The organism is Streptomyces sp. TAA204, assembly GCF_000424965.1.
Window position 1 is genome coordinate 130,951 of the sequence record NZ_AUKW01000009.1, and the last position, 12,661, is coordinate 143,611.

Annotated in this window: 11 protein-coding genes and 1 tRNA gene; 6 read left to right on the forward strand and 6 right to left on the reverse strand. The window is 70.0% G+C overall.

The window, feature by feature from the left end:
* Positions 1 to 1,827, reverse strand: coding sequence for a GTPase domain-containing protein (locus H343_RS30820; protein ID WP_078505732.1), 1,827 nt, complete (start codon positions 1,825 to 1,827; stop codon positions 1 to 3).
* A 346-nt stretch (positions 1,828 to 2,173) separates the two neighbouring features.
* Between H343_RS30820 and H343_RS0115240 the strand changes: the two genes are divergently transcribed.
* Together H343_RS0115240 and H343_RS0115245 are read left to right on the forward strand one after the other, a co-directional pair.
* A tRNA-Arg gene (locus H343_RS0115240) sits at positions 2,174 to 2,246 on the forward strand.
* A 224-nt stretch (positions 2,247 to 2,470) separates the two neighbouring features.
* A complete protein-coding gene (locus H343_RS0115245; RefSeq protein ID WP_106958866.1) occupies positions 2,471 to 3,514 on the forward strand; it encodes a PP2C family protein-serine/threonine phosphatase in 1,044 nt (347 codons plus the stop codon).
* Between the two features lie 194 nt (positions 3,515 to 3,708).
* On the opposite strand, the gene H343_RS0115250 is transcribed toward H343_RS0115245, so the two are convergent.
* The 5 genes from H343_RS0115250 to H343_RS0115270 form a co-directional block, all read right to left on the reverse strand.
* Positions 3,709 to 3,927 (reverse strand): hypothetical protein, encoded by a 219-nt coding sequence (locus H343_RS0115250; RefSeq protein WP_028431855.1) that lies wholly within the window; start codon positions 3,925 to 3,927, stop codon positions 3,709 to 3,711.
* Positions 3,928 to 4,027: 100 nt separating this feature from the next.
* Positions 4,028 to 4,735: an SDR family NAD(P)-dependent oxidoreductase gene (locus H343_RS0115255; protein ID WP_028431856.1), complete on the reverse strand. Its 708-nt coding sequence runs from the start codon at positions 4,733 to 4,735 to the stop codon at positions 4,028 to 4,030.
* 897 nt (positions 4,736 to 5,632) lie between these two features.
* A complete protein-coding gene (locus H343_RS0115260; RefSeq protein ID WP_028431857.1) occupies positions 5,633 to 6,313 on the reverse strand; it encodes a hypothetical protein in 681 nt (226 codons plus the stop codon).
* Positions 6,314 to 6,373: 60 nt separating this feature from the next.
* Positions 6,374 to 7,060 carry a DUF6114 domain-containing protein gene (locus tag H343_RS35585; RefSeq protein WP_199778931.1) on the reverse strand — a complete coding sequence of 229 codons (687 nt, stop codon included), beginning with the start codon at positions 7,058 to 7,060 and terminating at the stop codon, positions 6,374 to 6,376.
* A complete protein-coding gene (locus H343_RS0115270; protein ID WP_037903850.1) occupies positions 7,051 to 7,671 on the reverse strand; it encodes a DUF6230 family protein in 621 nt (206 codons plus the stop codon). Before H343_RS0115270 ends, H343_RS35585 begins: the two co-directional genes overlap by 10 nt.
* 624 nt (positions 7,672 to 8,295) lie before the next feature.
* Here H343_RS0115270 and H343_RS0115280 point away from each other — a divergent pair.
* From H343_RS0115280 to H343_RS0115295, 4 genes are all read left to right on the forward strand, one after another.
* A complete protein-coding gene (locus H343_RS0115280) occupies positions 8,296 to 9,381 on the forward strand; it encodes a LacI family DNA-binding transcriptional regulator (protein ID WP_051265293.1) in 1,086 nt (361 codons plus the stop codon).
* Between the two features lie 108 nt (positions 9,382 to 9,489).
* Positions 9,490 to 10,737, forward strand: coding sequence for a sugar ABC transporter substrate-binding protein (locus tag H343_RS0115285; RefSeq protein WP_028431861.1), 1,248 nt, complete (start codon positions 9,490 to 9,492; stop codon positions 10,735 to 10,737).
* Positions 10,738 to 10,741: 4 nt separating this feature from the next.
* Positions 10,742 to 11,731 carry a carbohydrate ABC transporter permease gene (locus H343_RS0115290; RefSeq protein ID WP_028431862.1) on the forward strand — a complete coding sequence of 330 codons (990 nt, stop codon included), beginning with the start codon at positions 10,742 to 10,744 and terminating at the stop codon, positions 11,729 to 11,731.
* Complete coding sequence (locus H343_RS0115295) at positions 11,728 to 12,594, forward strand: carbohydrate ABC transporter permease (RefSeq protein ID WP_028431863.1); 867 nt, start codon at positions 11,728 to 11,730, stop codon at positions 12,592 to 12,594. The genes H343_RS0115290 and H343_RS0115295 overlap by 4 nt, the downstream gene beginning before the upstream one ends.
* Positions 12,595 to 12,661: the final 67 nt, after the last annotated feature.

Consider the following 12,661-nt stretch of genomic DNA (forward strand, 5'->3'; position numbering starts at 1 on the left):
TCACCTCTCCGTCTGCGCCTGAGCCTGCGTCTCCGTCTGTGCCTGTGCCTGTGCCTGCGTCTGCTTCCGCGCGCCGGGTCCGGAGAGCACAGCGGCCTCCGCCTTGCGAAGCACCGACAGTGCGGCGATCAGGTCGACCTGTGGGTCCGGGGCCGTCTCCAGGGAGTCCAGCGGCGCGAGCCGGCGGTCGCGCTCCCCGAAGAGCGCCCTCTCGACGTACGTCGCCAGCAGCCGGATGCCGCATTCGCGCAGCCTGCGCGCGCTCGGCTCACCGAAGGCGTTCGCGAGGTTCCGGTACGCATCCGCCGCGTGCCCCCCGCCCACCAGGGCCGTGGCCAGCAGTGCGGCAGCCTCCTCGGCGTCCCGTGCGAATCCGTGGTCCACGGCGCGCGCTTCCTCCTCGGTCAGCTCTTCGAGGCAGCGCCGCCAGCGCCGTACGAGAAGGTTCATCCGCCCGCAGCCGTCGGCGTCCTCGCCGTTCCGGCCGCGCCCTCCGGCCCGGCTGCCGGCGATGATGGCGGCCATCCCCCCGTCCGGCACGGCGGGTTCGCGGCGCCACGCCTCCGCGACGCGATCGTCCGCGGCGGCGACGGCGGATGCGAGGAGGGTCGTCAGAGCGTCCTCATAGGCGTCCAGGACCTCCTCACCGCGGCTGTCGACCGGGAAGCCCCGCCAGAGCGCGCCGGCGTCACCGGCCAGGAGTTCACCGAGGGCGATGTGCCGCCGTACCCGTTCGCGCGCCGCCTCGTACGCCTCTTCGATGTGGCCCATCAGCCGGAGGGCCGCGCCGTGCTGGGCGGCCGAGGCGTTGGCGAGCAAGGTGGTGCGGGCGCGGAGCGAGGCGAGCGCGCCGGCGGCCGTGCGGCGTCCCGCGACCGCGCGCGCGGCCGGGTCCAGGGCGCGCTGCGTCAGCCAGTTGCGCAGTCCGGCGACCGCGGTGGCCGGGAGCAGTCCTGACCCTCCCGCCGACTCGGGCAGCTCCGGGACGGTGAATCGCGGTACGTCCGCAAGCCCTTCGCGGATGAGCAGCGATCCGTACTGCCGCGCCACGTCCGATGCGATCTGGTGCGGGACGCGGTCGAGGACGGTGACGAGCGTGACGTCGTACTCCCTGGCCGTACGCAGCAGATGCCAGGGCACCGCGTCCGCGTACCGTGCGGCGGTCGTCACGAGCACCCAGATGTCGGCGGCGCAGAGAAGCTCGGCGGCGAGGTCGCGGTTGCGTGCGACGAGGGAGTCGATGTCGGGGGCGTCGAGCAGAGCGAGACCGGCCGGCAGCGCCGAATCGGTCGCGATGCGCACCGCGCGCCGGCCGTCCGCCTCCTCCGGCGCCCCTTCCCCACCGATGTCCCCACCGATGTCGCCACCGATGTCGCCACCGATCTCCGCGCCGGTCAGCCCGTCGGTGGAGCAGCCCTGCGCCCTGCCGTCGAACTCGCCGGGTGGCCCGTCCTGTCGCGGCATCCACAGTCTGTCGAACCGCGGCAGGACGCGCTGTCCCGAGAACCAGTGCCGGTCGTCCGGGTGGCACACGAGCACGGGTGTACGCGTCGTGGGCCGCAGCACCCCCGCTTCGCTGACCCTGCGCCCCACGAGCGAGTTGACCAGCGTCGACTTGCCCGCGCCCGTCGAGCCGCCGACCACCGCGAGCAGCGGTGCCTGGGGGTCGCGGAGCCGCGGCATGAGGTAGTCGTCGATCTGGGCGAGCAGTTCGTCCCGCGAGCGGCAGGCACGCTCGGCGCCCGGGAGGGGAAGCGGATAGCGTGCGGCGGCGACGCCTTCGCGGAGAGCGGTGAGTGCGTCGAGCAATTCGGGCCGTACGTTCAAGATCGCCACATGCGCAGAATGCCCAAATTTGGCGTCTTTTTGAAGCCTATCCACGGCCCTGCGGGACGAAAAGAACCGCTTTCGGGCGTGAATGAAGCCATTCGCCCCATGTGGCCCACAAGGCGCGGGCTCACCGCCGGTGCACCCATAACGACTGCGCAACACCCGCCCGGCACACGGCAAAAACCGCTGCACGAATGGCACCGGCCTGCGAGTATCGGGAGCGCTTCACTGAACCTCCACATGGTGTCGCGGACGTGAAGCAAACAGCGTCAGCCACGGGGACCTCTATCCTTGACCGGGCCACGGTCTCCCGGAGGCGCGCCCGTCTCCGCGACCGAGTTCGGCCCCCGTAGCTCAGTGGATAGAGCAGGCGCCTTCTAAGCGCTTGGCCGCAGGTTCGAGTCCTGCCGGGGGCACCTGTGACGCCGTCGCTCTACGTGCGTAGAGGACGGCGTTTTTGCAGGTCAGCTCAGTGGCGGGACCTTCCGGGCGGATTGGGGTCCTCCCCGCCCCGTGCCGTCGGCAGTCATGCTTCGCAACGAATGGCTCACGACCGGCAGCCGTACGTCCGCTGCTTGGCCGGCCCGTGCCTAGAGTGTTGTAGTCCGCAACGAATTCCCCGTTCCTGTGAGATGTGCCGGTGAGACTCAGCGAGGGCAGTGTCGTCCTGTTCCTCCTGCCGTACGTGTCCATAGGACTGGCGGTCGCGGCGGACCTGGCCGCCGGCCCGTCGCTCGGTCTGCTCCCGCTGCTCGCTCTCGGCCCTGCGTTCGCCAGCCTGAAGGGCGGACTGTGGCGCGCTGCCTGTGTCGGCCTGCTCAGCATGGTCCTCTGCGTCCTGCTCAGCTTGTACGACGGTCTCTTCGGGGCGACTCGCGGCATCACGGCCCTGGTCGCCGTCCTGGGCACGAGCGTCGCGAGTCTTGTGGCGACGCACCTGCGGCAACGTCAGCAACAGCAGCTGGCCCGTGCCCGTGTGGTCGCCAAAGTGGCGCAGCAAGTCCTGCTGCCCGAAGTGCCGGAAACCCTGAACGGCCTTCAGGTCGCCGTCTCCTACAGCTCGGCGACCAGGGATGTCCAGGTCGGCGGAGACTTCTATGAGGCGGTCCGGTGCCGTGCCGGCGTGCGCGCCGTCGTGGGCGACGTTCAAGGCAAGGGCCTGAACGCCGTGGAGAGGGCCGCGGTGGTGCTCGGCGCCTACCGGGTGGCCGCCTACGACGAAGAGGATCTGGCCGACGTCGCCAGATGCCTGGAACGCGCGGCAGGGCGGCACCTGACCGACGAAGCCTTCGCGACAGTCGTCCTGGCCGAAGTGAGCGAGCAGGGAGCCGTGACGCTCATCAATCACGGACATCCGCCGCCGCTGATCGTGCGCAGCGGAGGGACCGCCTGCTTCGCGGAGCCGAAGGAACCGGCACTCCCGCTCGGTCTCACCGAGTTCGCAGCGGACCGGCCCACCTCCTACCGAGCGGTGCTCGAGCCCGGTGACCAGATGCTGCTCTACACCGACGGCACGACAGAAGCGCGGAACAGCGCCGGACAGTTCTATCCACTGGCGGAACGAGCGTCCCTCCTGCGGACGTCGGACGCCCGCGCCGCCCTCGAAGCTCTCCGGAACGACGTCGTCGCGCACGCCGGCGGTCCGCTGACGGATGACGCCGCCATGCTCCTGCTGCGCCGCTGACGAGCACCGCGGCGCGCGGCGCGAGAGAGGGACGAGCCCTACATCCACCGCTGGGCATCCTCTCCGCTCCGGCCCGGACGGACATGGCGTGGAAGGGCAGGGCGGGGCAGGGGATGGCGCTGTGATCGACAGCCGTGGCAGCGGAACGGCGCGGCGGCTCCCGGTCCGGACTGCCGTCGCGGGACCTGCGTCCGTCAGGCTCCGGCGAGTCCGGTGAGCTCACCGAGCTCCCGCGCTCCGGCCGTTGCCCGGTCGACGAGGGGCGCCGCCCGGTCGCCGAGTTCTTCGACGGCGCCGCCGAACAGCTGCACGTCGACGAGTTCCAGGGACTGCAGGTGCTGGACGTTCCGGGAGGTGATGGACGGGCCGATCGCCTGAAGGGCGAAGCTGGTCGCGGACCGATGATGAACCACAGGAAGGTCCTCGATGTGCTTCGCCTGGCCCGGGCGCTCGGTCTGCCGCTCCAGTCCCTGCTGGAAGTGCTCCGCTCCGGGGCGCCGGCCCTGGAGGCGGCTACCAGGCGATGGTTCCCCCGGTCTCGAAGAAGCCCCCTGTCGGGCCCTCGGGCCCGATCCGAGCCATCCGGACGATGATCTCGGCGCCCTCCTCCACGGTCTGGGACCCGGCGTGGCGGTTCAGGTCGGTGGCGGTGAACCCCGGGTCCACGGCATTGATCTTCACGCCGGGGAACGCCTTCGAGTACTGGACCGTGAGCATGTTGACCGCGGCCTTCGAGGACGGATAAGCGATGTCGGGGTAGAAATGCGCAGGCGAGTCCGGGTCTGCAAGGTCGCGCGTCAGCGAGGCGCCGCTGCTGACGTTGACCACCACCGGGGCGGCGGAGCGCTGCAGCAGCGGCAGGAAGGCGTGGAGCATCCGGACCTGTCCGAACACATTCGTCTCGAACACGGTGCGCACCGACTCGGCGTCGACCTCGGTGGCGGGGACGAAACCACCATCGGCTGTACGCGGCTCGATCCCGGCGTTGTTGACCAGAACGTCGAGGACGCCGTCGGCCTCGACGGCCTTGGCCGCGGCAGTGACCGAGGCGTCGTCGGTGACATCGAGCTGGATGAAACGCGCACCCGACTGCTCCGCGGCGCGGCGGCCCCGCTCGGCACTCCTGGACCCGGCGTAGACCGTGTGGCCCGCTGCCACGAGCCGTCGGGCGGCTTCGAAGCCGAGGCCCTTGTTCGCACCGGTGATGAGTGTGGTCGTCATGGCCTTGTTCTCCCGCCGTACGTCACGAAGGCCGGCGTATACGCAGCGATCGGTGTGCCTGCGGTTGGCCGGCCCAGGGCCCCTGGCTTCCGGACACAGGAGCGGATGACTGAAATGCGAAGCATACAGTTTTTTGTCTGTTTTATCGGTTGACCCGTTGCGTGGTGACGCGGCCCAGCGGGCCAAGACGACGTCCCGGTGAGGTCGCCGTGCGCAGTACGCGCTTGCTCTCGCCGCGGCCCGTCACCCTTGCCGCTGCCCGCTGCCCGCACAGCGCCGTCAACTCCCGGCCGACGCGCTCGAACCGTGCAGGCGTGTGACCGGTTCCACGCCGTGCGCTCCCGTCCTCAGGTGTAGGCGGGGGGATTCCGGTCACTCGCACTTCGCCTCGCCGCTTCGGCGAAGAGGCAGCGAGGAAGTGGCTGCATGTGGGCCGCGGACGGCATGCGGCCGCACTCCTCGCCGGGTCAGATCACTGTCGCCCCAGCTTGTCCAGCTCTGCGAGCACGGCCGCACGGATCGAGCGGCTCGTGGAATCGCCCTGGGTAGTGGATGTGACCTGTCCCGCCACCTCGTGGAGCTTGCCCGCGCTCCCCCGCCTTCAGTGTGTGGTCGCTGTCGGGCGGCCTCAGCCCTTGAGCCGTCGTCAGCCGCGGACCGCTCCGCGCCCTGACGGCAGGTCCGCGCCGACGGCCTCGCCGTCGGCGAATACATGTCCGGGTCTGCCTGGACGGGCTCGGGCGGCAACGGGTCCCGCGCCTCGGTCGGCTCCTCCAGTGCCGTCGGCCGCCCGGCACACACCCCCAGCGAAGAAGGACGGTGCGCCGCCTCGGTCCGGGGCGGGGCGGCCCTCCTGCGCGGCACGGTCACGGGACGACCGTGCCGCGCGGGAGCGGCTCAGGAGGTGACCGTCACGTCCGCGCCGGGATCGGTGGTGTCGGTGATCTCGTAGGTGGCACCGAAGTCGGAGCTGGTGGCGCTGGTCGGGCAGCCGAATCCGCCTTCCACCTGCACCGGCACCGCCACGGCGTCGAAGGACAGCGTGGAGGGCGAGCCGTTCGTCCACTCGCCCGTCGCCGTCGCCGCCTCATCGGGCGCGGCGGTCACGGTGCACTCCGCGAGACCGCTGGTCTGCAGCACGAATCCGCCCTGGGGCATGGTGAGTCCGGCGGTGCTCGGCGAACCGTTCTGCATGGAGACCGTCCAGTCCCCGGTGGTGGTCACCTCGGCCTCGACGCCCGGCAGGCTGGCGGTGCACGAGTCGTACGTCGGCGCGTTGATGCCGGAGGTGACCGGCCCGGCGTCGTTGTGGTTGTCCGGTGCGGCCGGGATCTGCCCCGTGGCTTCGGAGACGGTGCAGGTCACGGTCACCGATCCGGCGGTGAACGTGGCCTCGCCCGTCAGTGTCGCGGCGTAGTCGTGCCCCGCGGGGGTGACGGTGGTCGCCTCCGCGGCCGGTGCCGGTGCGGGCGTCCGGGCCTGCGCGGTGGCGCTCGCGGCACAGGTCAGCAGCAGTGCGGCGGCGGCGCCGGTGACAACTGCTCGCAGCGGCCGGACGTGGGGGGTGCGTGTGCTCATCATGCGGCTCCTTGTCACTTCACGGGTGAGGGGTGAGGAATGGCATGTGCACTGAGGTGTTCACTCCCGTTCCCGGGTCCGGGAGGTGTCGTCCTGCCGGGGGACGGAGAAGGCGTCGGCGAGAGCGGCGAGCGAGGTGCCGGACGCCGCCTGCTCCCCGCCCGGCGGATTCTGCCTGCCGGGGGCTTTCGCGGTGGGGAGTTGATCCGCCCAACTCTCCTCGGCGTGGGCCTGGTTGTTCCTCGGCGGCGCGGCCTCCCCGCCCTCCGGGGCCTCCTGGGGTGCCGGTGCGCTGCTCCCGTGTCCGAAGTCCCGGCCGGCGGCGACCGGTTCGGGAGAAGCGGCCGGTTCGGGAGAAGCAGCCGGTTCGGGAGCGGGGGGCTCCTCGGGAGAGGCGACCGGCACGGGCCGCCAGGCGAAGATCAGGGCACCGCCGAACACTCCGAGCAGCGTGCCGATCATGAAGCCGCCCAGGTTGGACAGTACGAGCGCCGCCGACGCCAGCACGACGGTGAGAATGCCCGCGAGCCCCCGGTACTTGGGCGCGAACCAGGCGCTGAGCCCCAGGATGACGATGATCAGGGCGAGGACCACCGTGGGGATGCCGGCGGTTCCCTGATGCAGCATCACCTCCATCGGGGCCAGCGGGATCACGCCGATCTCCACGCCCGACAGGACGGTAAGCAGGCCGCCCCAGAACGGCCGGCCACGGCGCCAGCCGCGCCAACGGCTCCGGATCAGAAGCATTCCTCGGTGCCCTTCTTCACCTTCATGCTCAGGTCGGCGAGCCTGAACTTCCCGGCGTTGGTGGCCCAGGCGGTCTGCCTCAGCTTGTCGATGTGGACGTCGTCGGCCTGCTGCCCGAAGAGGTCCTGGAGGCCGCGTCCGTCCTTGGGGCCCTTGTCGAGGGTGGAGGCGTCGCGCCCGATCTCGATGTTGTTGAAGGAGGCGCTGCCGGAGAGCTGGGTGGCGTCGACGAAGAGGTCGGTGGCCTGCACGGGCTTCTTGCCCGTACCGGCGGTGAGGTTCAGCGAAATGCTGCCGATGACCGGCAGCTTGGTGACCACGGACTGGCAGAGGCTGTTCATCTCGGCGGTCTTGATGGCGGTGACGGCCACGGGGATCAGTTCCCCCCTGGCGTTGCGGTCGACGCTGCCGTACTGCGCGAAGCCGTCGCCGTCCAGGCTGTCCGCGGACACCTTGAACTGCTGTCCCGATACGGCGAACGAGGCGGCGAGCGCGCCGTTGGCGAGGGCGATGGCCAACGCGGCTGTGGCGGCGAAGCCCGGCACGGCGAGAACGGCGAACTTCCGCCAACTCGTGCGTCCCGTCAGCTTTCTGCCGTGCGCATCCTTCATGGTGTGTCCCCTTGTGAGGAGTGGCGTGAGTGACGTCGATGCGGAGAGTGTGTGGGAACTGGCGTCGCATGAGGGGGAATTGCGCAGAAGACGCTCCCACTGTGCAGAGTTACTGGCGAGTCAGGTTATGGACACCGGCCGTGCCCTGCAAGGTTTCGCGCAGGCGACTTTTCGCCGAAGCGCGGGTGATGGGATCGAACTGACGCCCGACAGCCGGAAGTTGCACATGCCCCAGCTCGACCGCCGCACTGACCAGCCCCTTACGACCAGGAGTTACCTGGAGTAGCAGAGTGGAGCGCCCGACCCGGCGGGCAGGAACGGACGACCCGGTCGGCGAGGGCACGGTCAGCGGTTTGTTCAGATGGCCGAAAACGGCGGGGTGCGGGGTGCGCCCGCCCGCCGAACTCCCGCGAGCGGGGCCCCGGGCGGAGCCGGACATGCTGGAAGCGGCAACTGGAAAGGCTGGAAAGGCCCCCCGCGAGCACAGGAGGGCGCCCGGCACGGCCACGGGACGCCTTGCCGACTCTTTCGCAGGCGGCGTACGATGAATGCGCTTTCAGTCCATTGGCCGCCACGGCCGGAGCAAGGCAGGAGAGCGTCGGTCGCGTGAGTGCTGCCCCCACCGTGTACGACGTCGCCGGGCGGGCGGGCGTCTCGATCGCGACGGTTTCGCGAGTCTACCGCGCCCCGGATTCCGTGCGCGCCCGCACGCGGGAGCGCGTGCTGGAGGCCGCCCGCGAACTCGGCTATGTGCCCAGCGGCAACGCACGCGGCCTGGCCAGCAGGAACACCCGCGTACTGGGCCTGTGCTTCCCCGACTACGCCGACCCGGACGCCGAGGACCCGGACGGGGACTACGGCGACGCCGAGTTGATGCTCTACTCCGACGAGATAATCCGCGGGATGGAGCGTGCCGCGCGCCGCCACGGCTACGCCCTGCTCATCGCGGCCTCGCTCGCCGAGGGCCCCAAGAGCCTGGTGGCCGATGTCGCGGGCCGCGTCGACGGCTTCGCCGTCCTCGCCCGTACCGTGCCGACGGAGGAGCTGGAGGTCATCTCGCGGCGCCTGCCCGTGGTGATGCTCGCGGGCCCGCGCGAGGACGCCCCGCTGGACCACCTCGATCACGTGGAGGTGGCCAACTTCGACGGCGAACTGGCCCTGACCAGGCATCTCATCGCGGATCACGGGCTGGAGCGGCTCGCCTTCGTGGGCAGCAGCGAGTACTCGCCCGACGGCGAGGCCCGCTTCCGCGGCTTCCAGGCGGCACATCTGGAGGCCGGACTGCCGGTGCCGGAGCGCCCGGACGTACGGTCCGGGCTGACGCAGGCGGACGGGCAGCGCGCCATCGGCGAAGTGCTGGACGGCCGGGAGGAGCTGCCCGGCGGGGTGGTGTTCGCCAACGACCAGATGGCGGTCGGCGCGCTCTCCGAGCTGGGCCGCCGCGGTGTGCGCGTCCCGGAGGACCTGGCGGTGGTCGGTTTCGACGGAATTCCGCTCGGGCGCCTGGTGACGCCCGCGCTGACGACCGTGCGCCAGCCCATGCGCCGGCTCGGCGAAGAGGCCGTGGAGCTGCTGGTGGCGAGGCTGGAGGACGGGGAGCGGGAGCCGGAGTCGCGGGTGCTTCCGGTCGCGGTGATCCGGCGTTCCAGCTGTGGCTGCGCCGCACGGAACGGCGTCCCGGCGAACGGCACTTCCGTTACACAGTCGTAATCAACTTGACTCTTGCACGCCCGGGTCGGCGCTCACAGAGTATGTATGCGCTTACAAGTCACGGAAGAGCGCATCACCACGCTCCGCAAACGAGGAGGAGCCCCTCCAATGCAGCCCATTCCACGCATCGCCGCCGCCACCGCGGCCACGACCGCCCTCGCGCTGCTGCTCTCCGCCTGCGGCAGCGGCGGCGGGGAGCAGACCTCGGCCGATGACAAGCAGACACTCACCGTCTGGGGCATGGGGGAGGAGGGCAAACACCTCCAGAAGCTCGGCAAGGAGTTCAGCAAGAAGCACCCCAACATCACCGTCAAGGTCACCCCGGTCGGCTGGGACGTCGTCCACCAGAAGCTGGTCTCCGCCGTCGCCGCGGGCGAGCTTCCCGACATGGCCCAGATGGGCAGCACGATGATGGGTGAGTTCATCGAGCTCGACGCGCTGGAGCCGGTGGACGAGAAGGCGTTCAAGAAGGGCGAGTTCTTCCCCGCCGCGTGGAACAACGGCGTCAAGGACGGCAACGCCTACGGCGTCCCCTGGTACGTCGACACCCGCGCCCTGTACTACCGCACCGACCTCGCCGAGAAGGCCGGCGTCGAGGAGCCTCCCGCCACGTGGGAGGAACAGCGCGAGCTCGCCGAGGCGTACAAGGACAAGGCGAAGACCGAGTGGGGCACCTACAACCAGCCCGCCAACACCGGCACCTGGCAGACCTGGCTGCCCTTCCTGCACTCGGCCGGCGGCCAGCTGCTCGACAGCTCCGGAAAGCCCGACCTGGACTCCCCGGAGGCCGTCGAGGCCCTGAGCGAGTACGCCCACTACTTCGACGAGGGCCTGTCCCGGAAGAGCTCGCCGCCCGACTACGACGTCGTCAAGGACTTCGGCTCCGGTGACGCCCCGATGTTCATATCGGGCCCGTGGATCATCCAGAACATCAACGACCAGCAGCCCCAGCTGAAGGGCAAGTGGGCCACCGCGCCGCTGCCCGCGGGGAAGTCCAGCACCTCCTGGGTCGGCGGGTCCAGCCTGGTGACCTTCCAGGACAGCGAGCGCAAGGCCGCCGCCGAGGAGTTCACCAAGTTCCTCACCGGCACCGGCGAGCAGGCCGACTGGTACGAGATGTCCAAGTCGCTCCCGGCGAAGAAGGCCGCCTGGGACGCGCCCGCCCTCAAGGACGCCGAGGGCCTGGCCGCGTTCGAGCAGCAGCTCAAGACCGCCAAGACGGTGCCGCCGCTGGCCAAGTGGAGCGAGTTCTCCTCCAAGCTCGACGAGGGCCTGGCACGCGTCTCCCAGAAGGGCGAGTCCCCCGAGAAGGCCGCGGCCTGGATGCAGAAGGCGACCGAGGGCCTGGTGGACTGACCGTATGACCACCCCCACCGCATCCCGGAGCCCGGGCCCGGGCCGCACCGACGAGGTGCGGCCCGGGGACGGGCCGGGGAAGGAGTCCGGGCCGCCGCGCCGCCGCCGGGACCGGCTCAGCGTGCAGAACGCCCCCGGCTGGCTGTTCTCCACGCCCTTCCTGGCGCTGTTCCTGACGTTCATGGCCGTCCCCATCGTCGCCACGCTCGTCATGAGCTTCACCGACTTCGGGCTGCGGAACGTACGGGAGCCGTTCTCGGCCGAGTTCATCGGCATCGAGAACTACACGAAGCTCTTCGAGGACGAGCGGTTCCTCACGGCGCTGTTCAACACCGGCTACTTCGTCGTCGTGGGCGTGCCGCTGACCGTCGGCGCCGGTCTGGTCGCGGCGGTGCTGCTCAACTCCGGGATCGGCAGGATGCGGACGTTCTTCCGCGTCGGCTTCTACGCTCCCGTCGTCACCAGCATCGTCGCCGTCGCCGTCGTGTGGCGCTTCGTGCTGGACCCGGCAGACGGGCTCATCTCCGGACTCGCCGCCGAGGTAGGGCTGACGTCCCCGGACTTCCTCGGGTCCAGCACCCTCGCCATGCCGTCGCTGATCGTGATGGCCGTCTGGCGCAACATGGGCACGGCGATGGTCCTCTTCCTCGCGGGGCTGCAGAGCATCCCCACGGAGGTGCGGGAGGCCGCACGGCTCGACGGCACCAGCATGTGGCAGGAGTTCCGCCTGGTCACGGTGCCGCTGCTGCGGCCCACGATGCTCTACGTCTGCGTGATGACGAGCATCGGGTTCCTCAACGTCTTCGAGGAGCCGTTCGTGATGACCGAGGGCGGCCCGGACAACAGCACCCTGACCGTCTCGCTCGACATGTACCGCGAGGGCTTCGACTTCTTCCACATGGGCTACGCCAGCGCGATGGCGTACGTGCTCTTCACCGTCATCCTCGCGATCACGCTGCTCCAGCTCCGCCTGCTGAAGGACAAGACCAAATGACCGCCCACACGACCGATTCGGCGCCCCGCCGGCAGAAGGGCGAGGCCACCCGCCGCAGGCTGCTGCTGGCCGTGCTGTGGACCGGCATGATCGTGATGGTCACGCCGTTCCTGTGGATGGGGCTCTCGTCCTTCAAGACGGACCGGGACCTGGGCGCCAGCCCGACGGTGTGGCTTCCGACCGAGTGGACGCTCGTCCACTTCGAGAAGCTCGTCGAACTGCTCGACATGGGCTCCCACTTCTTCAACTCGACGCTGGTCGCGACGGTGGTGACCGCCTGCAACCTGGTCTTCTGCTCGATGCTCGGCTACGCGCTGGCGAAGCTGAACTTCGTCGGGAAGCGGCCGCTGTTCGGGCTGGTGCTGGGCGCGCTGATGGTGCCGGGCAACCTGATGCTGATGCCGATGTTCGTGATGGTCAGCAAGATGGGCCTCATCGACTCCTACGCCGCGCTCATCCTGCCGTTCGCGGCGGGCGCCTTCGGGGTCTTCCTGATGCGGCAGTTCATGACGGGCATCCCGGACGAGCTGCTGGAGGCGGCGCGCATCGACGGGGCGAGCGAGTGGTTCATCTTCTGGCGGATCGCGATGCCGCTGGTCAAGCCCGCTCTGGCGACGCTGGCCATCTTCACGTTCCTGCAGTCGTGGAACAACTTCCTGTGGCCGCTGGTCGCCACCAACGACCCGGACAAGTACACCCTGCCGGTGGCCCTGGCCACCTTCGCCATCGACCCCACCAAGACCAACGGCTCCAACGGCGTCCTGATGGCCGGCGCCTTCCTGGTCGTACTTCCCGTGCTGCTGGTCTTCATCGTCCTCCAGCGCTACTTCACCCAGGGCATCGCCACGGCCGGCCTCAAGTAGGCGGTCCCCGACCCGTCCAGCCGCACGGACCACGCATCGCGCACCACGCCGCGCACGTCATGCCATA

Coding starts and splice junctions, on each gene's coding strand:
- H343_RS0115260 (WP_028431857.1), bottom strand. CDS start 6,313: ATGAGCACACGCACCCCCCACGTCCGGCCGCTGCGAGCAGTTGTCACC.
- H343_RS0115290 (WP_028431862.1), top strand. CDS start 10,742: ATGACCACCCCCACCGCATCCCGGAGCCCGGGCCCGGGCCGCACCGAC.
- H343_RS0115255 (WP_028431856.1), bottom strand. CDS start 4,735: ATGACGACCACACTCATCACCGGTGCGAACAAGGGCCTCGGCTTCGAA.
- H343_RS0115295 (WP_028431863.1), top strand. CDS start 11,728: ATGACCGCCCACACGACCGATTCGGCGCCCCGCCGGCAGAAGGGCGAG.
- H343_RS0115270 (WP_037903850.1), bottom strand. CDS start 7,671: ATGAAGGATGCGCACGGCAGAAAGCTGACGGGACGCACGAGTTGGCGG.
- H343_RS35585 (WP_199778931.1), bottom strand. CDS start 7,060: ATGCTTCTGATCCGGAGCCGTTGGCGCGGCTGGCGCCGTGGCCGGCCG.
- H343_RS0115285 (WP_028431861.1), top strand. CDS start 9,490: ATGCAGCCCATTCCACGCATCGCCGCCGCCACCGCGGCCACGACCGCC.